The sequence below is a fragment of the Blautia sp. HCN-20427 genome, assembly GCF_037890365.1.
Lineage (GTDB): Bacteria > Bacillota > Clostridia > Lachnospirales > Lachnospiraceae > Blautia.
Window position 1 is genome coordinate 32574 of sequence record NZ_JBBKBX010000024.1, and the last position, 21489, is coordinate 54062.

The 21489-nt window shown below is 42.3% G+C and carries 17 protein-coding genes and 1 tRNA gene; 11 read left to right on the plus strand and 7 right to left on the minus strand.

Annotation, left to right across the window (positions count from 1 at the left end):
• Positions 1 to 20 precede the first annotated feature (20 nt).
• From mnmE to rpmH, 6 genes are all read right to left on the minus strand, one after another.
• Positions 21 to 1394: a tRNA uridine-5-carboxymethylaminomethyl(34) synthesis GTPase MnmE gene (mnmE, locus tag WKT17_RS13425; RefSeq protein WP_340273222.1), complete on the minus strand. Its 1374-nt coding sequence runs from the start codon at positions 1392 to 1394 to the stop codon at positions 21 to 23.
• 96 nt (positions 1395 to 1490) lie between these two features.
• Positions 1491 to 2288 carry an RNA-binding cell elongation regulator Jag/EloR gene (gene jag / locus WKT17_RS13430; protein ID WP_291683449.1) on the minus strand — a complete coding sequence of 266 codons (798 nt, stop codon included), beginning with the start codon at positions 2286 to 2288 and terminating at the stop codon, positions 1491 to 1493.
• 17 nt (positions 2289 to 2305) lie between these two features.
• Positions 2306 to 3577, minus strand: a complete 1272-nt coding sequence (locus WKT17_RS13435) for a YidC/Oxa1 family membrane protein insertase (protein ID WP_308781666.1) — start codon at positions 3575 to 3577, stop codon at positions 2306 to 2308.
• A gap of 56 nt (positions 3578 to 3633) precedes the next feature.
• Positions 3634 to 3843 (minus strand): membrane protein insertion efficiency factor YidD, encoded by a 210-nt coding sequence (gene yidD / locus WKT17_RS13440; protein ID WP_173749822.1) that lies wholly within the window; start codon positions 3841 to 3843, stop codon positions 3634 to 3636.
• Entirely contained in the window at positions 3815 to 4186 is a 372-nt protein-coding gene (gene rnpA, locus WKT17_RS13445; protein ID WP_173749821.1) for a ribonuclease P protein component, read from the minus strand. The genes yidD and rnpA overlap by 29 nt, the downstream gene beginning before the upstream one ends.
• A 48-nt stretch (positions 4187 to 4234) precedes the next feature.
• Positions 4235 to 4369, minus strand: coding sequence for a 50S ribosomal protein L34 (rpmH, locus tag WKT17_RS13450; protein WP_003021823.1), 135 nt, complete (start codon positions 4367 to 4369; stop codon positions 4235 to 4237).
• Positions 4370 to 5145: 776 nt separating this feature from the next.
• Here rpmH and dnaA point away from each other — a divergent pair.
• The 8 genes from dnaA (at position 5146) to WKT17_RS13490 (ending at position 15059) form a co-directional block, all read left to right on the plus strand.
• Complete coding sequence (gene dnaA, locus WKT17_RS13455; RefSeq protein ID WP_173749820.1) at positions 5146 to 6504, plus strand: chromosomal replication initiator protein DnaA; 1359 nt, start codon at positions 5146 to 5148, stop codon at positions 6502 to 6504.
• A 278-nt stretch (positions 6505 to 6782) separates the two neighbouring features.
• Complete coding sequence (gene dnaN, locus WKT17_RS13460; RefSeq protein ID WP_173749819.1) at positions 6783 to 7895, plus strand: DNA polymerase III subunit beta; 1113 nt, start codon at positions 6783 to 6785, stop codon at positions 7893 to 7895.
• Positions 7896 to 7906: 11 nt separating this feature from the next.
• A complete protein-coding gene (locus tag WKT17_RS13465) occupies positions 7907 to 8116 on the plus strand; it encodes an RNA-binding S4 domain-containing protein (protein WP_173749818.1) in 210 nt (69 codons plus the stop codon).
• A 22-nt stretch (positions 8117 to 8138) separates the two neighbouring features.
• The gene (gene recF / locus WKT17_RS13470) at positions 8139 to 9221 is read left to right on the plus strand and encodes a DNA replication/repair protein RecF (RefSeq protein WP_173749817.1); all 1083 of its coding nucleotides are present in this window, start codon (positions 8139 to 8141) and stop codon (positions 9219 to 9221) included.
• A gap of 43 nt (positions 9222 to 9264) precedes the next feature.
• Complete coding sequence (gene gyrB / locus WKT17_RS13475) at positions 9265 to 11190, plus strand: DNA topoisomerase (ATP-hydrolyzing) subunit B (RefSeq protein ID WP_291683450.1); 1926 nt, start codon at positions 9265 to 9267, stop codon at positions 11188 to 11190.
• A gap of 27 nt (positions 11191 to 11217) precedes the next feature.
• Positions 11218 to 13710, plus strand: a complete 2493-nt coding sequence (gene gyrA, locus WKT17_RS13480) for a DNA gyrase subunit A (protein WP_340273227.1) — start codon at positions 11218 to 11220, stop codon at positions 13708 to 13710.
• Between the two features lie 38 nt (positions 13711 to 13748).
• The gene (locus tag WKT17_RS13485) at positions 13749 to 14330 is read left to right on the plus strand and encodes a hypothetical protein (protein ID WP_173749814.1); all 582 of its coding nucleotides are present in this window, start codon (positions 13749 to 13751) and stop codon (positions 14328 to 14330) included.
• Positions 14331 to 14342: 12 nt separating this feature from the next.
• Positions 14343 to 15059 carry a lysophospholipid acyltransferase family protein gene (locus tag WKT17_RS13490; protein ID WP_173749813.1) on the plus strand — a complete coding sequence of 239 codons (717 nt, stop codon included), beginning with the start codon at positions 14343 to 14345 and terminating at the stop codon, positions 15057 to 15059.
• 55 nt (positions 15060 to 15114) lie between these two features.
• On the opposite strand, the gene WKT17_RS13495 is transcribed toward WKT17_RS13490, so the two are convergent.
• Positions 15115 to 15927: an AraC family transcriptional regulator gene (locus WKT17_RS13495; protein ID WP_173749812.1), complete on the minus strand. Its 813-nt coding sequence runs from the start codon at positions 15925 to 15927 to the stop codon at positions 15115 to 15117.
• A 113-nt stretch (positions 15928 to 16040) separates the two neighbouring features.
• Here WKT17_RS13495 and WKT17_RS13500 point away from each other — a divergent pair, with 113 nt between their 5' ends.
• The 3 genes from WKT17_RS13500 (at position 16041) to WKT17_RS13510 (ending at position 21332) form a co-directional block, all read left to right on the plus strand.
• Positions 16041 to 19076 (plus strand): glycoside hydrolase family 2 TIM barrel-domain containing protein, encoded by a 3036-nt coding sequence (locus WKT17_RS13500; RefSeq protein WP_340273230.1) that lies wholly within the window; start codon positions 16041 to 16043, stop codon positions 19074 to 19076.
• An 11-nt stretch (positions 19077 to 19087) separates the two neighbouring features.
• Positions 19088 to 21142, plus strand: a complete 2055-nt coding sequence (locus WKT17_RS13505) for a beta-galactosidase (RefSeq protein WP_173749810.1) — start codon at positions 19088 to 19090, stop codon at positions 21140 to 21142.
• A gap of 102 nt (positions 21143 to 21244) precedes the next feature.
• Positions 21245 to 21332, plus strand: a tRNA-Ser gene (locus WKT17_RS13510).
• Positions 21333 to 21489 lie beyond the last annotated feature (157 nt).

Genomic DNA, 21489 nt, shown 5'->3' on the forward strand with positions numbered 1-21489 from the left:
TTCTATATTTTTCCTTTGTTTTACTTGCCTGTACAGAATTTGGAGAAAATTTCATTCACCAAATCCTCGCCCACAGATTCTCCGATAATACTGCCCAGCGCCTCATACGCATTCATCAAATCAATGGAGAAAAAGTCCTCTGGCATCTGCATCTGAATACTGTTTTCCACAAGTTCCAGGCTTCTTTTTGCCTCTTCCAGAGCCGCTTTGTGACGCACATTGGTAATATAAATCTCATCATTAAAGGACAGTTCCCCATCGAAAAACATGTCTTTCATCTGTTGTTCCAGAAGGTCAATTCCCTCTTCTTCTTTTGCTGAAATGGACACTACTGCATGCTTTGTTTTCTTTCTCAATATGTCCTCTGTGACCACCGGCTCAAGGTCTGCTTTATTCAAAATAACAATGGCGCGTTTGTCCTGCAGAAGCTCGAGAATTTCCCTGTCATTTTCATCTAACGGCACAGAAGAATCCACCACATACAGAATCAAATCCGCGTCTTTTGCATATTCAATGGCCTTTTTCACACCGATTTTTTCCACCACATCTTCTGTGCTGCGGATTCCCGCTGTGTCAATCATGCGAAGGGAAATGCCGTGCAGCACAATGCTTTCTTCCAGAATATCTCTGGTTGTGCCTGCGATATCCGTGACAATGGCCCTTTCTTCCCCCACCAATATATTTAAAAGAGAAGATTTTCCCGCATTGGGTTTCCCCAGAATTACGGTCTTAATTCCCTCTTTCATCAGTTTCCCTTCCCGTACCGTCTGCAGAAGCTGCTGCAGTCTTTCCTTGAGAAGTTCTATTTCTTTTCCCAACGTCTCTCCGTACCCGTCTATACTGATGTGTTCCGGGTCATCCAGGGCAGATTCAATATAGGCAATCTGATAAATAATCCTCTCTCGGATTTCCTGAATGGCCTTCTGAATGTTTCCCTTTAACTGCCCCAGGGAACTTTTCAGCGCATACTCGTTTTTGGCATTGATGACGTCAATGACGGCTTCCGCCTGGGACAAATCCATTCTGCCGTTTAAAAAGGCCCTTTTGGTAAACTCTCCCGGCTCCGCCGGTCTGGCCCCGTACTTCACCACGGTTTCCAGCACTCTTTTCATGGCCAGCACACCGCCATGGCAATCAATCTCCACGGTATCCTCTCCTGTATAACTTCTGGGACCGTCCATAACCATGACCAGAACTTCATCTATGGTTTCCTCCCCGTCACAGATAAAACCATAATTTATGGTGTGAGAAGACACCTCTTCTATCCTTTTCTTTCCACCTTTCGAGCGGTATACCTTACCGGCAATCTTCCGGCTGTCCGGCCCGCTCATACGGATAATTCCGATTCCTGACGCAGTCATGGCCGTAGCAACTGCTGCTATGGTATCTGTCATAAAATCCCTCCTAAAAAAATATTCCAGGCAAAAGCGCAGGGATAACCCTTCTTATTCACGCTTTCACCTAGAATAATGATGTTTTACTGTATGTTGTTATCTGTTTTTTAACTTTACTACCACATGACGGTAAGGTTCATTTCCTTCACTGTAAGTTTCCACATAACGGTTACCCTGCAGTGCAGAGTGAATAATTCTTCTCTCATATGGATTCATAGGCTCTAAAGATACAGTCTTTCTGGTCTTTCTTACCTTGTAGGCAATGCTTCTGGCAAGATTTTCCAGCGTTTCTTTTCTTCTGTTTCTGTAGTCTTCTGTATCCAGCTTCACACGGATATATCCCTGTCTGCCTTTGTTGACTACCAGACTTGTAAGGTACTGGAGTGAATCCAGAGTCTGTCCTCTCTTACCGATGAGGATTCCCATATCCTCTCCAACAAATTCAATATCCAGATTGCCTTCCGCTTCTTTGTACTGCATCTTAATTTCTACCGGAAGTTCCATGGCTTTAAATACTCCTGTAAGGAATTTCTCAGCTTCAGCCTTGATTTCCGCGATTTCTTCTTCGCTTCTTACCACTGCTTTTCTCTCTTCCCGTACACGTTCCGGCTCTTTAGCAGGCGCCTCTTCCTTCACAACAGTCTGTTTTTTCTCTTCTTTTACAGGAGTGTTTTTTACTTCTCTTTTTGTTTCCTTCTTTTCTTCTGTGGTTTTTACCGGGATTTCTTTTCTTTTCACTTTAATAATCGCCGGCTTTGTACCAAAGCCTAAAAATCCTGTCTTACCCTCAGAAATTACCTGAATCTCCAGATTTTCACTCGATGTTTCAAATTCAAGACTTGCCTTTGTAATCGCTTCGTCTACAGTTTTTGCGGAAAACTCTTTGAATTCCATCTTCTTTCCCCCTTACCTTATTTCTTTTTTCCTTTGTGCGCCTCATCAAACTGTGCCACCATGTTCGCCTTGGATGCCAGACTGCCCGGCTTTGTCTTCGGTACAGAGGTGCTGTAGCCTGATGTATTTTTCACAGAATTGCTCTTTTCTGTAATGGTCTTTCTTTTTGGCTCTTCAATATTACGAACACTCATCTTGGCCTGCTGACTGATGTTCTGGGTAGTAACCCCTCTCTTGGCACGCTTTTTATCCATTTTTTCTTTGTTTTTACGGATAAATTCGTCCATATCCATGTTATTCAAATGTCTGTTAATTACAACCTGCTGCACGCTTCGGATAACCGCACCTATAATCCAGTAAATACCAATACCAACCGGGAATGTGAAACAGATAAATGCTGTAAATAAAGGCATAATCATGTTCATGCTCTTCATAGTGGCTTCCATGGAAGACGCAGCTCCGTTGTCACTGGTGCTTGCTGCAGACGGCATTAACTTCATGTTCAGAACCTGGGTCGCCCATGCCAACACCGGAATCAGCACTGCTGCAAAAATCAACACATAGCTATGAGAATTCCATCCGGACTGAATCAGCGCCCATGGGTTGTCCGCAATGTTCAGACCCAGGAAATTCTGCATGGGATGCAGTTTATCTGCTGCCTGATTCAACACATCAGCAAAGCCCTGGAATTTATTTACATCTGCAAGCTGGTCCCACTGAGAGGGAGACAGTGCATATAAAAAGTCTACGACCTGATTGTTCGTTAACGTTCCTTCTAATGGCAGGTAGGCATTTTTAATGCCGTGTTCCTGTACAAAGTCCAGGATAATCTGAGAATATCCCTTTACCTCTGTAATATTTGCAACAGCTGCATCAAAGACATGTCTAATTCCGCCGATATATCCCGGAATCTTAATAATAACCTGATACAAAGCAAAGAAAATCGGCATCTGGATTAACATCTGCAGACAGCTTCCTGTTGGAGATACGCCATATTTTTCGTAAATGGCCATAGTCTCTTCCTGCATCTTCATCTGAGAAGCCTGATCTTTTTTTCCTCTGTATTTTTTCTGAATTTTCTGCAATTCAGGGGACATAACCGCATTCATTTTTGCAAATTTCTGCTGTTTTATCTGAAGCGGAGTCATAAAAGCATAGATAATCAGTGTAAAGATAATAATACACAGACCTAAATTATGCACTCCGATACTATAAATGCCGTTCATAAGCCAGCCCAGCACTTCTGCTACCCAGTTTACAATCGGCATGGTACTCTTAGTCAGTAACACACCCAAAACAGTTTCCTCCTTCTGTTTTTGTCACCCTTCTATTTTCTTTCGGTGCACTACGGCACCGGGTCATACCCTCCCTTTGAAAAGGGATTACATCTTAAAATTCTCCATGCTGCCAGAAGCCCCCCTTTGAGCGCTCCGTATTTTTCAACAGCCTCCAACCCATATTGCGAACAGGTGGGAATATAAGGGCAGCGTGTGCTTTTAAGCGGCGACAAATATTTCTGATATCCTTTAATCAAGATGATTAATATTTTTTTCATTCTCTTCACTTCTCATTATTTTGTGGAGTTTTCCCAAATGCAGCAAGGCACTCTGTAAAGAATGGAACCCCTGCTCTTTTCCACTTACTCTGACAATAACTACTATATCATATCCGCAGCAAAATTTTTCCTCATTCAGACGGTAACTCTCTCTGATTAATCGTGTCAAATGATGTCTTACTACACTATTTCCCACTTTCTTGCTTACAGATATACCAAGTCTGTTACGATTCAGCTGATTTTCCTTAATGTACATAACCAGATAACGATTCGCAAATGATGTTCCTCTTTTATAAACCAGCTGAAAATCTCTGTTCTTTTTTAATGATTCCGAATATTTCATACCCTATCCTTTACCGCAAAGAGAAGAAAAGACCACATGTCTGCGGTCTTATGCTGATAATTTTTTTCTTCCTTTTGCTCTTCTAGCAGCTAAAACTTTTCTTCCGCCAGCACTGCTCATTCTAGCTCTGAATCCGTGAACTTTGGAACGCTGTCTTTTCTTTGGCTGAAATGTCATTTTCATATTCAAGGCACCTCCCTTATATTAATGGACATCTTTCCGATATTGTTTAATTCAGATGTCACCTCTAGTTATGCATGATAAAACATCATTTCAATTATATTCATAAAGTCGGTGTTCGTCAAGCCTTTCTTTCTATTTCTGCGGTTTTTCTGGCATTTTTTCTGTGTATTTCTCTCTTTTTTCAGTTGTCCACATCTCTCCACTTCTTTTCCACAGACTTTTACGAATTTTTTCTTTTAACTAATTTTATCCATATTTTTATACACCGACTTATTCACATTTTTTAAGTTTACGTAAGTTTATCCACAAAATGTGGATAACTTGTGGATAACTCTCACCATATATTCACATACTCCTTTTCCAAAATCTTAAAAAGCCTTATTTTTCAACGGTTTTCGACATGTGGATTCTGTTTTTTACCTTATACACATTTTTCACATTGCAGGTTTTCCACAATCTTTTATTTTTAGACAATCCTCATTATCCACACATTTCTATCCACATACAAACATGCCCACATTTTGTCAATTTTTTCACACTCACCAGAATATTTCTTCCTATATTAATAGTATCCATACACTTATCCACATACCCACATCGTCTCCAATGCCGTAATTCTTCTATTTCTCTTCAACTTTTCATTGATAAAAACGGTTTTTTATTATATTATATAGATAATAATACTTTTTTTTGCCTATGATTGAATGAAGTAATCAGTCAATCATATATTTTTGTGTTTGAAAACCGGCATATAATACGATTTAGGAGAATTGAAAATGCACATAATTCAGGAAAAATGGTCAGAGATTCTAAATATGATTAAGGTCGAACATGATGTGTCCGATATTTCCTTTTCCACCTGGCTGAAGCCCTTAAAGGTTTATAAAGTAGAGGGAAATGTGGTCACTATCAACATTAATAACCAAAATATTGCTTTGGATTATATTAATAAGAAGTATCTCCTGCCTTTAAAAGTAGCGATTGCAGAAGCTACTGGGGAAAATTTTGAAATTTCTTTTATTCTGCCAGATGAAATTGAGGAAGAAATCAAGGAAAAAGCCGTGGCAAATCCCATTGACCACAACGAAAATATTGCAAAAGCCAACTTAAATCCCCGCTATACCTTCGACACCTTTGTGGTAGGAAACAACAACAAGATGGCACATGCCGCGTCCGTGGCCGTAGCGGAATCTCCGGGGGAATCCTACAATCCGCTGTTTATCTACGGAGGGGTTGGTCTTGGAAAAACCCACTTAATGCACTCCATTGCCCACTATGTTTTGCAGCAGAATTCCGACGCCAAAGTACTTTACGTCACCAGTGAATATTTTACCAACGAACTGATTGAATCTATTCGTAATGGTAATAATTCCACTATGTCCAAGTTCCGGGAAAAATATCGGAACATCGATGTTCTTCTCATTGACGATATTCAGTTTATTATAGGAAAGGAATCTACACAGGAAGAATTTTTCCACACGTTCAATGCGCTGCACAGTGCGAAAAAGCAGATTATCATATCCTCAGATAAGCCGCCAAAAGATATGGAAATCCTGGAAGATCGTCTCCGTTCCCGGTTTGAATGGGGCTTAATTGTAGATATTTCCTCTCCTGACTATGAAACCAGAATGGCGATTTTAAGGAAAAAGGAAGAACTGGACGGTTATCAGATAGACGATGCGGTCATCGAATACATTGCCAAAAATATAAAATCCAATATCCGTGAGCTTGAGGGCGCTTTAAACAAAATTATGGCCTACGCCAATCTGGAAAAAAGCGAAATCAATCTGCCTTTAGCTGAAAAAGTATTAAAAGATATTATTTCTCCTAATCAGAAGCGCATCGTTACCCCTGAACTTATCATTGATATTGTGGCAGAACACTTTGACTTATCTCCTGCTGACCTGACCGGCAACAAACGAAATTCCAAAGTCGTATTTCCACGGCAGATTGTGATGTACTTATGCCGTCATATGACAGAAGTCACACTGAAAAATATCGGTAAAGTCCTGGGAGGAAGGGACCATACCACAATTATGAATGGTATTAATAAAATCGAGGCGGAACTGGAAACCTCCGAATCCACCAAAGAAATTATTGATATTTTACAGAAGAAAATAAACCCCTCAAAATAACCTGAACTTTATCCACAACGTAAAGTGAATATCGTGTGAATTATATGTGGACAACTCTGTTGAAAAAATTTACGGTTTTTTACCCACATTTTTATCAACAGCCGTTACACTGGAACTTCAACATGGACCCACAAAGTTATCCATACACATAAAGCCCGTATTTTCACGGGTTTCGGGACTTATTCACATATTCACAGCCCCTACGGCGATTACTACGGATTTGTTATTCATTTATTTTTATATTTAACCACCTCACACAGAAAGGAAGTTATTCACACATGAAAATAATTTGCCCAAAATCTGAACTTCAAAAAAGTGTCAGCATTGTCATGAAAGCCGTACCAGGAAAAACAACTATGCCCATTCTGGAATGTATTCTTATTGATGCAGCAACCAATGACATCAAACTGACGGCTAATGATATGGAACTTGCCATCGAAACCCGTGTTCAGGGTATGGTTTTGGAAAAAGGTATCCTTGCACTGGATGCAAAAATCTTTTCCGAAATTGTCCGCAAGCTTCCGGATAATGATGTTACCATTGAAACAGATGAAAAATTAAATGCTACCATTACCTGTGAAAAAGCAAAATTCAATATTCCCGGAAAATCAGGAGAAGATTTTTCTTATTTACCTTTAATTGAAAAGAATGACTGTATACGGGTTTCACAGTTTACTTTAAAAGAAATTATCCGTCAGACTATCTTTTCTATTGCAGTAAATGAGAACAATAAGCTGATGACCGGAGAGCTTTTCCAGATTGAAAACAATATGCTGCGGGTAATTTCTCTGGACGGACACCGCATTTCTATCCGGAAAATCGGCTTGCAGGACGAATGTGAAAACCGTAAGGTGGTAGTTCCGGGAAAAACACTGAACGAAATCAGCAAGATTTTATCCGGAGAACTGGAAGATATGGTAGATATTTATCTGTCTGCCAACCACATTCTCTTTGAGTTTGATGACACAAAGGTGGTATCCCGCCTGATTGAAGGGGAGTATTTCAAGGTAGACCAGATGCTTTCCAGTGATTATGAAACAAAAGTAAAAATTAACAAAAAAGAATTTTTAGATTGTATTGACCGTGCCACTCTGTTTGTAAAAGAAGGGGATAAAAAACCGATTATCATTAACATTCAGGATGGACAGATGGAACTGCAGATTGATTCTCAGGTTGGTTCCATGAAAGAGGACATTGACATTGAAAAAGAGGGAAAAGACATTATGATTGGCTTTAACCCTAAGTTTTTGATTGACGCACTGAAGGTCATTGATGATGAGGAGGTCAGCATTTATCTGATGAATGCCAAGGCTCCGTGCTTTATCCGGGACGATAATCAGCAGTATATTTACCTGATTCTTCCGGTTAACTTCAATGCCGTGAGCAGATAAAAGGAGTACACATGGAAACTATTAAATTACGCGATGAATTTATTAAATTAGGTCAGGCTTTGAAAGCCGCAAACCTGGTGCAGGACGGGGTGGAAGCAAAATATGTCATTCAGGACGGAGAAGTTCTGGTAAATGGCGAAGTGGATACCAGAAGAGGACGCAAACTTTACGATGGAGACGTGCTTTCTTACCAGGGGCAGGAAGTAAAAATTATAAAATAGTTGGAAGCAGTAAGGGTGGCCTATGTATATCGAATCAATAGAGCTGAAGAATTACAGAAATTATGAAACGCTGTCGCTGAATTTTGATAAAGGAACCAATATTTTCTATGGGGACAATGCCCAGGGAAAGACCAATATTCTGGAAGCTGTCTATCTGTGCGGAACCACAAAATCTCACAGAGGCAGCAAGGACAGAGAGATGATAAAGTTTGACTCGGATGAATCCCATATCCGTATGTATGTGAACAAAAACGGGATTTCCCGGAGAATTGACATGCATCTGAAAAAGACAAAGGCCAAGGGAATTGCCATTGACGGGATTCCCATTAAAAAGGCCGGGGAGCTTTTTGGGATTCTGAATCTGGTGTTTTTCTCACCGGAGGACTTAAATATTATTAAAAACGGTCCCGGTGAACGCCGGAGGTTCATGGATTTGGAATTATGTCAACTTAATAAACTGTATCTGTCCAACCTTTCCAGCTATAATCGGATTTTGAATCAGAGAAATAAGCTGTTGAAGGATATTTCTTTTCAGCCGTCTCTTATGTCAACTTTGGAGGTCTGGGACGAGCAGATGGCAAGCTACGGCAGCGCAGTGATTGAGGGGCGGAAAGCCTTTTTAGATGAGATGAACGGCATTATTGAGGAAATACATAGCAAGATTACCGGCGGAAAGGAAAAAATTGAACTGATTTATGAGCCAAGTACAGACAGTGAACATTTTCTTTCAGAGCTTTCCGGAAATCGGGAAAAAGACTGCCGTTTTAAGATGACTTCTACAGGTCCCCACAGAGACGACCTGTGTGTAAAGATAAACGGTATGGACATCCGCAAATACGGTTCTCAGGGGCAGCAGCGGACAGCCGCGCTTTCTCTGAAGCTTTCTGAAATCTATATGGTGAAAAGAAAAATCAAGGATATGCCAATTCTTCTTTTGGATGATGTATTGTCCGAGTTGGATTCTAACAGGCAGAACTATCTTCTGAACAGTATCAGCCAGGTGCAAACGATGATAACCTGTACGGGACTGGACGATTTTATTGACAGAAGATTTCACATAAATAAGATATTTAAAGTGGTTGAGGGAAATGTTTATTGTCCGTAAACCGCCAAATCACCGGTGAATACCGGAAAACAGGAGGAAATGCATGAGTACAGAAATTAAGACAGAATACGGCGCGGACCAGATTCAGATTCTGGAAGGTCTGGAAGCCGTAAGAAAAAGACCAGGTATGTATATCGGCAGCACATCTTCAAGAGGACTTCACCATCTGGTTTATGAAATTGTAGATAATGCAGTAGACGAGGCTTTAGCAGGGTATTGTGATACTATCGATGTGTCTGTCAATGAAGATAACTCCATTACCGTTATTGATAACGGCAGGGGAATTCCGGTAGGCATCAACCATAAAGCAGGAATTCCGGCTGTTGAAGTTGTATTCACCATTCTTCACGCAGGAGGAAAATTCGGCGGCGGGGGATATAAGGTATCCGGCGGTCTTCACGGGGTAGGTGCGTCTGTTGTAAATGCGCTGTCTACCTGGCTGGAGGTTACCATTTACAATGAGGGAAAGGTTTACAGACAGCGGTATGAGCGGGGCAAAACCATGTACAGCCTGAAGGTGGTAGGAGAGTGTGAAAAGGAGAAAACCGGAACTATGGTTACCTTCCATCCGGACCCGGAAATTTTTGAGGAAACAGTATTTGACTTTAATATTTTGAAGCACCGTTTCCGTGAACTTGCGTTTCTGACAAAGGGATTGAAAATCATTGCCAGAGACAAGCGGGAGGAAGAAGAAATCCAGGCGGTTTTTCACTATGAAGGCGGTATCAAAGAGTTTATACAGTATCTGAACCGAAGTGCAACCCCTTTGTATGAGGATATTCTGTATTTTGAGGGCAACAAGGACGGCGTCATGGTAGAAGTGGCTATGCAGCACAACGATGCCTATACGGAAAACACTTACGGATTTGTAAACAACATTACCACGCCGGAAGGCGGAACTCATATTATGGGATTCCGTAATGCCATTACAAAGACCTTTAATGATTATGCAAGAAAAAACAAACTGTTAAAAGAGAGCGAGCAGAATCTCACCGGGGAGGATATTCGGGAGGGAATTACTGCCGTTATCAGTGTAAAAATCGAAGACCCGCAGTTTGAAGGACAGACTAAGCAGAAACTGGGCAACAGCGAAGCCAGAGGTGCAGTGGACAATGTGGTGAGCAGCCAGCTGGAAATTTATCTGGAACAGAATCCGTCCGTGGCAAAAATCATTGTGGAGAAATCTATTTTATCCCAGAGAGCCAGAGATGCGGCTAGAAAGGCCAGAGAACTGACCAGAAGAAAATCCGCGCTGGAGGGTATGTCTCTGCCCGGAAAACTGGCAGACTGCGTGGACAAAGACCCGAGCAAATGCGAAATCTATATTGTAGAGGGTGATTCCGCAGGCGGTTCTGCAAAGACTGCCAGAAGCCGTGCCACACAGGCTATTCTGCCTCTTAGAGGTAAGATTCTGAATGTGGAAAAAGCCCGCCTGGATAAGATTTATGCCAATGCGGAGATTAAGGCCATGATTACCGCTTTTGGAACGGGTATTCATGAGGATTTCGATATTTCCAAGCTTCGTTATCACAAGATTATCATTATGACGGATGCGGATGTGGACGGCGCTCATATTGCAACCTTGCTGCTGACGTTTTTGTACCGTTTTATGCCGGAACTGATTAAGCAGGGCTATGTGTACCTGGCGAAACCGCCTCTTTTCAAGCTGGAAAAGAATCGTAAGACTTACTATGCCTATACCGAGAAAGAGCAGGCAGATATTCTGTCTGAAATCGGTCTGGAGGGCTGCAGTATTCAGAGATACAAAGGACTTGGAGAGATGGACGCAGACCAGCTCTGGGAAACTACGATGGACCCGGAAAGACGTATTCTTATGCGTGTTGTCATGGATGAAGATTCCACCTCTGAGCTGGATTTGACCTTTACCACCCTGATGGGAGACAAGGTAGAGCCGAGACGCGAATTTATCGAAGAAAATGCGAAATATGCCAAGAATCTTGATATCTGATAACCCGGAACAATAAGGAGAAGCTAAATGGAAGAAAATATTTTTGACAAGGTTCAGGAAGTAGATTTACAGAAGAAAATGGAGGAATCCTACATTGAGTACGCCATGAGCGTTATTGCCTCCCGCGCCCTTCCTGACGTTCGAGACGGTCTGAAGCCGGTACAGAGAAGAATTCTCTATTCCATGATAGAATTGAACAACGGACCGGATAAACCACACAGAAAATGCGCCCGTATTGTCGGCGATACCATGGGTAAATATCACCCTCATGGAGACAGTTCTATCTACGGCGCATTGGTAAATATGGCACAGGACTGGTCTACCCGTTATCCGCTGGTAGACGGTCATGGAAACTTCGGCTCTGTGGACGGAGACGGTGCGGCGGCTATGCGTTATACAGAGGCACGTCTGAGCAAGATTTCCATGGAAATGCTGGCAGACATTAACAAGAATACCATTGACTTTGTGCCGAACTTTGACGGAACAGAGAAAGAACCTACGGTGCTGCCTTCCAGATACCCGAACCTTCTGGTAAACGGAACTTCCGGTATTGCAGTCGGTATGGCGGCGAACATTCCCCCTCACAACCTGCGGGAAGTGATTCAGGCCGTGGTGAAAATCATTGACAACCAGATTGAAGAGGGCAGAGAGACGGAGATAGAGGAAATTCTGTCCATTGTCAAGGGACCGGATTTTCCTACCGGTGCAACCATTCTGGGAACAAGAGGCATAGAAGAAGCTTATCGGACAGGAAGAGGAAAAATCAGAGTCCGTGCGGTAACGGATATTGAAACCATGCCAAACGGCAAGAGCCAGATTATTGTCACAGAACTGCCGTATATGGTAAATAAAGCCAGACTTATTGAAAAAATTGCAGAACTGGTAAGAGATAAGAAAATTGACGGTATTACGGATATCAATGACCATTCCAACAGGGAAGGTATGCGTATCTGTATTACCCTGCGAAGAGATGCCAATGCCAATGTCATTTTGAATCAGCTTTACAAGCACACACAGATGCAGGATACCTTTGGCGTAATTATGCTGGCGCTGGTAGGCAATACGCCTAAAGTTATGAGTCTTCTGGAAATGCTGAAACACTACCTGGCACATCAGGAAGAGGTTGTCACCAGAAGAACGCAGTATGATTTGAATAAGGCAGAGGCAAGAGCCCACATTGTATCCGGTCTTTTAAAGGCTCTGGATGTAATTGACGAGGTTATCCGCATTATCCGTGCATCTAAGACAAGAGTGGAAGCAAAGGAAACTCTGATGGAAACCTTTGAATTTTCCGACGTGCAGGCACAGGAAATTGTCAACATGCGTCTGTACCAGCTGACCGGCATGGAGCGTGAGCGTCTGGAAAAGGAATTTAACGAACTGCAGATGAAAATCAAGGAATTAAAGGCAATTCTGGCAGACAGAAACCTGCTGCTGAGAGTTATCCGGGAAGAAATTCTGACCATTGCAGACAAATACGGCGATGACAGAAGAACTTCTATCGGATATGATGAATTTGATATTTCCATGGAGGATTTGATTCCAAGAGAAAATACAGTCATTGCCATGACAAAACTGGGCTATATTAAGAGAATGACGGTAGACAATTTCCGCAGCCAGAACAGAGGCGGCAAGGGAATTAAGGGAATGTCCACCATTGATGACGATTATATTGAAGAACTGCTGATGACTACCACTCATCACTTCCTCATGTTCTTTACAAATGCGGGAAGAGTGTACCGTATCAAGGCTTATGAGATTCCTGAAGCCAGCCGTACGGCAAGGGGAACGGCAATTATCAACCTGCTGCAGTTACAGCCGGATGAAAAGATTAGCGCAGTTATTCCTATCCGGGAATTTAAGGCGGGAAGCTATCTCTTTATGGCGACTCGAAACGGTCTGGTGAAGAAGACTCCGATTGAAGAATATGCCAACGTGAGAAAAACAGGACTGGCAGCTATTTCTCTTCGGGAAGATGATGAACTGATTGAAGTGAAGTTTACAGACAACAAAAAGGATATTATCCTGGTAACCAAGTTCGGCCAGTGTATCTGCTTTCATGAAAATGATGTCCGAAGCACAGGAAGAGTTTCCATGGGTGTAAGAGGTATTAATCTCATTGAGGATGATGAGGTTATCGGTATGCAGCTTACCTGTCAGGGAGACTATCTGCTGATTGTATCGGAAAAAGGACTTGGAAAGAGAACATCCATAGGGGAATTTACCCGTCAGAACCGCGGCGGTAAAGGTGTGAAGTGCTATAAGATTACGGAGAAGACCGGAAATGTCATCGGAGTAAAAGCGGTAAACAGCGGCAATGAAATCATGATGATTACTACAGAGGGAATTATCATTCGTCTGGAATGTGACGGAATTTCTATTCTGGGAAGAATTACCTCCGGTGTGAAACTGATGGATTTAAAAGATGATATTACGGTTGCAAGTATTGCTAAGGTCAGAGAGAAAGAGGAAGAAACACCTGCAGAGGAAACAGAAGGGGAGACACCGGTGCAGGAATAGGAAGTTTCAGATATTGGAGAAGTTAGGAGAGTATACAGATGAGAAAAATAAGAGGGTTGGTATTGGGGACAGTTTTTTGTACTGCAATTCTGTTCGCAGGCTGCGGTACAAAGGTCAGCCATAAAACACCGGAAGCGGTAGTGAAATCTCTCATCAGCGCTTATCAGAATCAAGATGGGGAGGCGGTAAAAAAGTGCTTTGGTCTGGATTTGGATAAGAAGACAGATGACGCCGTGCAAAAAGAGATGAACTACAACATGAAGTATTTTGAAGCCCATGAGGCAGATAAAGTAAAATTTGAAAAAGCAGATACTCTTGGAACAGCAGATAAGAAAAAGCTGGTTTACGTCTGGTACAATTATGAGGTGGAGATAAAAAAAGAAATCCAGGAAGTCCCGGCGCTGTCCTTTTATTATGTGAAGGAGAAGGACAAGAAGTATTATGCAGTCCCGGCAAAAGATGTGACGGACGAGATGAGCCAGGCATCCAGGGAAAATTATCAGGAATTTGTGAAAACAGAGGACTACAAGAAATACGAAAAGGAATATGAGGCGTTTATCAGAAAAAATCCAAAGTACGAGAACAGTCTGCAGAATAAGTTTAAAGAATTGTCCAGATAGGGGAGAAAGACAGTGAAACGAATATTACTTATGGTGGCATACAACATTTTGCTGGTGCCCTTTATGTGGTTTAAATTGTGTTACTATGCAAGGCATGTAGAGAAGTATACAGAGGAAGAGCGTTATAAAATGCTTCGTTTTATTGACCGGCGCGCCATTAAGGGCGGACGGATTGTCATTGACATTCATGGACAGGACAATATTCCGAAAGAGGACGGCTTTATGCTTTTCCCGAATCACCAGGGACTGTTTGATGTGCTTGCCATTATGCAGGCCTGCCCCAGACCCTTTTCTGTGGTCATGAAGAAAGAAGTGCAGAACATTCCGTTCTTAAAGCAGGTATTTGCCTGTATGAAAGCCTATGCCATTGACCGGGAAGATGTAAGGCAGTCCATGAAGGTCATTCAGCAGGTGACAAAGGAAGTTATATCGGGAAGGAACTACCTGATATTTCCGGAAGGAACCAGGACCAAGGACCCCAACCATGTACATGAATTTAAAGGGGGAAGCTTTAAAAGCGCTACGAAAGCCAGATGTCCCATTGTTCCGGTGGCTCTGATTGACTCTTACAAGTCTTTTGACACGAAATCCATAGAGAAAATCAAGGTACAGGTTCATATTCTGCAACCTATGCTGTATGAAGAGTACAAGGATATGAAGACCGTGGAGATTGCCGCAGAAGTAAAACGGCGCATTGAAAAAGTCATTCAGGAGAATGAAGGAAAATAAAGAAAACAGGAAGGCGGAACCGCAGATTGTACACTGTGGTTTCGCTTTCCTGTTTTTAGCCGTTAATTTTTCGGAATTCACGGGGCGTAAATCCTGCTGCCTTTTTAAACATGGCAATGAAATGACTGGCATCGGAAAATCCTGTACGAATGGCAATTTCCTGTATCTCCAGGCTGTTGTCTGTCAACAGCAGTTCCTTAGCTTTATTAATGCGGCAGGCTGTCAGATATTCATAGGCAGAGCAGTCCAGAAAGCGGCGAAACAGACGGGAGAGATACTGTGGTGTGACATATACCTGTTGACTTAATTCCTGTATGGTCAGTTCTGAGGCATAATCTGTTTCAATTCTCTTTAACACAGGCTCCACATAACGTTTGTAAAGAACCTCTTTTTCCAAGTCTTTGGTGTATCCGCCATCTACGAAATGCATCAAAAGGCTGTAACAGTCTACAGAAAGGGATTTTGCATCTACAGGAAGAGTTTCAAATTTTCCCGCTATGCGGACAATTTCCTTTCGCAGAAGAGTTCCCAGTTCTTTTTCGACACAAATAATCTGCTGGTTGTCCAAAAGCCTGCCGATACTGCTTTCCAGAGTTCCGGTTAGAGTAAAAAAGCAGGTGTGCCATTCTTCCTTTGAAATGCTCTGATAAGAATGTCCCACAAAAGGGGCGATAAACAGCCCCTCTCCCGGATTCAGCGTGTAATGTTTTCCCTGAATATGTATTTGTCCCATACCCTGCTCGGTTTGCAGGTAATGAAAATGAGGATATCCCTTGGGACGGTTCATAGGCTCCTGATACCAGTCATATCCTATGGAATCAAACAGGAAAGGCTGTTTTACAGGGGTGTTTCTGAAATAAATAGGCATAAGAATCTCCTGTTTCAAAATGTTATATTATTTAGCTAAACATATCATACAACAAAAGCCTTATCAATGGTACAATAAAGTTATAATTACGCACGATTCAAGGAGGAAATGAGATGAACAGATTCGATTATTCCATGGTGAAAAATCCGGAATATTTTAAAGACAACTGTATGCCGGCACATTCCAGCCACAGATATTATTCCTCAGCCGAGGCTATGATGCAGCAGGAGGAAAGCTTTAAGTATAGCCTGAACGGGTCATGGAAGTTCCACTATGCAAAGAATTATGAAAGCACGGTGCAGGGATTTGAAAAAGAAGAATACTGCTGTCTGTCCTGGGACGATATCCGTGTTCCTGCGCATATTCAGATGGAAGGTTATGATGTGCCTCAGTATGCCAATGTGCAGTATCCATGGGAAGGAAGAGAAGAGATTAAGCCGGGAGAAATTCCCACCCATTTTAATCCGGTGGCCAGCTATGTAAAATATTTTGAAGTACCGGAAAGCATGAAGGGCAAAAAAATCTTTATCTCTTTCCAGGGAGCGGAGAGCGGACTGGCTCTTTGGCTGAACGGTTCTTTTGTAGGATACAGTGAGGACAGTTTTACACCGTCAGAATTTGATCTGACACCGTTTATGAAAGAAGGCAGAAATAAGCTGGCAGCTCAGGTATTTAAGTGGACCAGCAGCAGCTGGTGCGAGGACCAGGACTTTTTCCGTTTTTCCGGTATTTACAGAGATGTGTATTTATTCACAGTGCCGGAAGTACATGTAGAAGATTTAAGAGTCAGAACATTCTTAAATGATACTTATACAGCGGCAGATTTGGAAGTGAAAATCAAAGCATCTAAAGAAGGACGTGTGCGCCTGACTCTGTCAAAGGACGGGAAAGCTGTGCAGACTTTGGAAGAAGAAATGCAGCAGGAAACAATTCTTCATATGAATGTGGAAAAACCAGAACTCTGGAGTGCGGAGACACCGGTACTTTATGATTTGCTTCTGGAGGTTTGGAATACAGATGGAGAGTTGGAAGAGATGATTCCTCAGAAAGTGGGATTCCGGCATTTTGAGATGAAAGACAATCTTATGATGCTTAACGGAAAGAGAATAGTCTTTAAGGGTGTAAACCGCCACGAATTCAGTTCTCTTACAGGACGTCATGCTGCAAGGGAAGATGTTGTAAAAGATATTGTCACCATGAAACAAAATAACATTAACGCCATCAGAACCAGTCATTATCCAAATGATACTATGGTTTATGATTTGTGTGATGAATACGGACTTTATATGATTGCAGAAAACAATCTGGAAAGCCATGGTTCCTGGGATACTGTTCAGGAGGGAAGCGGGGAATATGACGGCGTAGTGCCCTGTGACAGACCGGAATGGCTTTCTATGATGCTGGACCGCGTAAATTCTATGTACCAGAGAGATAAAAACCATCCAAGTATCCTCATCTGGTCTTGTGGAAACGAATCCTTTGGTGGAAAAGATATTTATGAGATGTCCCAGTTCTACAGAAAGGAAGACCCCACTCGTCTGGTGCACTATGAAGGGGTTATGCATGACAGGCGTTACAATGATACCAGCGATATGGAAAGCCAGATGTACACCACAGTGGAAGACATCAAAGCTTTTCTGGAAAAAGACAGAAGCAAGCCGTTTATCTGTTGCGAATATACACACGCTATGGGAAATTCCTGTGGGGCCATGCACAAATATACAGATTTGACAGATACGGAACCTTTGTATCAGGGCGGTTTTATCTGGGATTATATTGACCAGTCTATTGACAAGAAAGACCGCTATGGCAGGGAATACCAGGCCTATGGCGGAGATTTTGATGAGCATCCATGCGATTATAATTTCAGCGGAAATGGTATTGTTTATGGCAAGGACAGAAATCCTTCCCCGAAAATGCAGGAGGTCAAATTCAACTATCAGAATATCACTGCACAGGTAGACAAGGAGTCTGTTAAGGTTATCAATAAAAATCTGTTTGTAAACACAGATACTTTCCAATGTACCGTTATGCTCAAAAAAGATGGAAAGCAAATTTTGGAAGTGCCTATGGAAACCCATACAGAGCCTTTAAGTGAGGATATCTATGTCCTTCCGGTACCGGTACAGACCTTGCCGGGAGAGTATACGGTCACAGTTTCCTTTACTCTGAAAGAAGATACACTCTGGGCCAAGAGGGGACATGAAGTGGCTTTCGGTGAAGCGGTTTATAAAGTAGAGGGAGAAGCGGAATCCCACAGAGGCGAGATGAACATTATCCGCAGCATTCACAATTTCGGTGTCAGGGGAGAAAACTTTGAAGTGATGTTTTCCTACTTAAATGGAGGTCTGGTTTCTTACCGTTATGGAGGCGTGGAAATGATTAAAATGATTCCAAAGCCTAATTTCTGGAGAACCCCAACGGATAATGACGAAGGAAGTTTAATGCCTGCCCGCTATGGACAGTGGAAACTGGCCAGCCTGTATTTGTCTCACAAGAGACCTTCAGAGGGACGTTACCCGGATAGTAAAATGCCGGAAATTGAAGTAAAAGAAGATTATGCACAGATAACTTATACCTATTTCATGCCAACTACACCGGAAGCGGAATGTCAGCTTTCCTATAAGGTATATGCAGATGGCTATATTGAAACTGCATTAACCTATGACCCGGTCAAAGAACTGGGTGATATGCCGGAATTTGGCGTAATATTTAAGCTTGACGCGGATTACGACCATGTTTCCTGGTACGGTATGGGACCGAAAGAGACTTATGAGGACAGAAGAAGAGGCGCAAAACTGGGCATTTATGAAAATAAGGTGCAGGATAATATGGCTTTATACTTAAATCCACAGGAATGCGGCAATAAAACAGGGGTTCGCTGGGCTTCTGTAACAGATAAGAAGGGAAGGGGCATGCTCTTCACCGGTGACAGTATGAATTTCTCTGCGCTTCCGTACACACCGCATGAAATGGAAAATGCCAGACATGATTTTGAATTGCCGCAGGTACATTATACGGTGGTAAGAGTATCCAAACAGCAGATGGGCGTAGGCGGAGATGACAGCTGGGGCGCTAAGACACATGAAGAATATCTGCTGAATGTCAGCGAAAAGATGGAATTTAAGTTTGGATTCAAGGGAATCTGATAGGAGTATTTATGAAAAAAGACGTTCAGTTCGGAAAAATGATTCACGGGGGTGATTATAATCCGGAACAATGGCTGGATTTCCCGGAAATACTGGAAAAAGATATTGCATATTTTAAAAAAGCAGGAATTAACGAAGTATCACTGGGCATTTTTTCCTGGGCCGTTTTGGAACCTCATGAGGGGGAGTTTCATTTTGCATGGATGCAGGAAATTATTAATCGGTTATATGAAAATGATATTTCTGTGATTTTGGCCACACCTTCCGGCGCCCGGCCAAAGTGGATGGCAGATAAATATCCGGAAGTGCTGCGGGTAGAGGCAGACCGTCACAGAAATCTGTTCGGGGGAAGGCATAATCACTGCTATACCTCCCCCGTATACAGGGAAAAGGTCAGAATCATCAATACAAAGCTGGCACAACAGTTTGGAAATCATCCGGGAGTCATAGCCTGGCATATTTCCAATGAGTACGGAGGAGAATGTCACTGCCCTCTGTGTCAGGAAGAGTTTCGCAAGTGGCTGAAGGAAAAATATAAAACGGTTGAAAACTTAAACAAAGCTTGGGCAACTACTTTCTGGAGTCATATATATCAGGATTTTTCACAGATAGAAAGTCCGTCTGACAGGGGAGAATCTGCCCTGCACGGACTAAATCTGGATTGGAAGCGTTTTGTCACGGACAGAACCGTTGATTTCACAGAACATGAAATTCAGGCTATCCGGGACGCAGGTTCCAATAAGCCAACCACAGTAAATATGATGTATGATTACCAGGGGCTGAATTACCATAAATTTAAAGATACTGTGGACTTTATTTCCTGGGACAATTATCCCCAGTGGCATAAAAAAGCAGAATATCTTACTGCTATGGACAGTGGTATGCAGCATGATATTATGAGGAGTATTCAGAAGAAACCTTTTCTCCTTATGGAAAGTTGTCCCTCTGCAACCAACTGGCAGCCGGTTAGTAAGCTGAAAAAACCGGGTATGCTTCATGCGGCATCTATGCAGGCTGTGGCACATGGCTCGGATGGCGTATTGTATTTCCAGCTTCGCCAGAGCAGAGGTTCCAGCGAAAAGTTTCACGGAGCAGTCATTGACCATTATGGGGGAGAGGATACCCGTGTATTTAGAGAAGTGACAGAAGTAGGAGACAGTCTGGCAAAGATAAAGGAAATTGCAGGCTGTAATACCTATGCAAAAGTGGCTGTTGTATATGACTGGGAGAGCCGCTGGGCCATGGAAAATGCCCAGGGACCGCGAAATCAGGGATTGTATTATAAAGAAACGGTAGAAAAATCGTATAGTGCGTTCCGCAAACTGGGACTGGATGTAGATGTAATAGATATGGAGCAGGAACTAGAGGGTTATGAAATTGTAGCTGCACCTATGCTTTATATGTTCCGCGCAGGATTTGAGGAGAAAGTCCGCAGGTTTACAGAAAATGGAGGCCGGTTTATTATGACATACTGGTCCGGCATTGTGGATTCCACGGACTTATGTTTTCTGGAAGGAACCCCGCATGGGTTAATGGATGTTATGGGAGTGCGCAGCATGGAAATTGACGGGCTCTATGACTGGGAATCCAACCGAGCCGTATTCTGCAATCCGGGAAAACAGCCTGCAGAGGCTGTAAATATGCAGCAGGAATACCAATGCACACACCTCTGTGAATTGGTAAAGCTTCAGGGAGCAAAAGCACATTTTGTATATGGAGAAGATTTTTATAAGGGAATGCCTGTATTGACAGAAAATCACTATGGAAAAGGCAACGCATACTATATTTGTGCCGATATGGAACAGCAGTTTTATGACGACTTGTACAGAAAGATTGTAAAGGAATGTAACATTCCTCTCTTTATGGAAGATATTCCTGTGGAAATTGAAATCAGCAGCAGAGAGAATGAAAAAGCTGTTTATATTTTCATACAGAATTTTTCAGACAAGGATATAGAACTCCCACTTTCAACAGAAATGTACACGTCCTGGGGCGAAAAATATAGAGGAACCCTGCATAAATTCGGTACAGTGATATTAAAAAAAGAAAAAGAAATAAAAAAGTAAAAAAAAAGTAAAAAAGTGATTGACAGATAAGCGTCTGGTAAGGTATAATCAATTTTGCTCACATAGAGCAGGCAAATTGAATAAATTACTTATTCAGGCGTTGGAGAAATACTCAAGTGGCTGAAGAGGCGCCCCTGCTAAGGGTGTAGACGGTTCGCGCCGTGCGAGGGTTCAAATCCCTCTTTCTCCGCTGGCAGCTCTGCTGTCACAAAAAAAGTTTTGGAAAGTTGTTGACAAGCGATTGAAGATATGATAATCTATAAAAGTTGCTGTGAGCGACAAAGAAACTTTGAAAGACGACTTCGGTCGATAAAAAAGTTTTAAAAAGTTCTTGACAAAGCGATGCA

Excerpts from the sequence above, each read along its gene's own strand:
- mnmE (WP_340273222.1), bottom strand. The coding sequence starts at position 1,394 with ATGACAGATACCATAGCAGCAGTTGCTACGGCCATGACTGCGTCAGGA.
- jag (WP_291683449.1), bottom strand. The coding sequence starts at position 2,288 with ATGGAATTCAAAGAGTTTTCCGCAAAAACTGTAGACGAAGCGATTACA.
- yidD (WP_173749822.1), bottom strand. The coding sequence starts at position 3,843 with ATGAAAAAAATATTAATCATCTTGATTAAAGGATATCAGAAATATTTG.
- rnpA (WP_173749821.1), bottom strand. The coding sequence starts at position 4,186 with ATGAAATATTCGGAATCATTAAAAAAGAACAGAGATTTTCAGCTGGTT.
- rpmH (WP_003021823.1), bottom strand. The coding sequence starts at position 4,369 with ATGAAAATGACATTTCAGCCAAAGAAAAGACAGCGTTCCAAAGTTCAC.
- dnaA (WP_173749820.1), top strand. The coding sequence starts at position 5,146 with ATGCACATAATTCAGGAAAAATGGTCAGAGATTCTAAATATGATTAAG.
- dnaN (WP_173749819.1), top strand. The coding sequence starts at position 6,783 with ATGAAAATAATTTGCCCAAAATCTGAACTTCAAAAAAGTGTCAGCATT.
- WKT17_RS13465 (WP_173749818.1), top strand. The coding sequence starts at position 7,907 with ATGGAAACTATTAAATTACGCGATGAATTTATTAAATTAGGTCAGGCT.
- recF (WP_173749817.1), top strand. The coding sequence starts at position 8,139 with ATGTATATCGAATCAATAGAGCTGAAGAATTACAGAAATTATGAAACG.
- gyrB (WP_291683450.1), top strand. The coding sequence starts at position 9,265 with ATGAGTACAGAAATTAAGACAGAATACGGCGCGGACCAGATTCAGATT.
- gyrA (WP_340273227.1), top strand. The coding sequence starts at position 11,218 with ATGGAAGAAAATATTTTTGACAAGGTTCAGGAAGTAGATTTACAGAAG.
- WKT17_RS13485 (WP_173749814.1), top strand. The coding sequence starts at position 13,749 with ATGAGAAAAATAAGAGGGTTGGTATTGGGGACAGTTTTTTGTACTGCA.
- WKT17_RS13495 (WP_173749812.1), bottom strand. The coding sequence starts at position 15,927 with ATGCCTATTTATTTCAGAAACACCCCTGTAAAACAGCCTTTCCTGTTT.
- WKT17_RS13500 (WP_340273230.1), top strand. The coding sequence starts at position 16,041 with ATGAACAGATTCGATTATTCCATGGTGAAAAATCCGGAATATTTTAAA.
- WKT17_RS13505 (WP_173749810.1), top strand. The coding sequence starts at position 19,088 with ATGAAAAAAGACGTTCAGTTCGGAAAAATGATTCACGGGGGTGATTAT.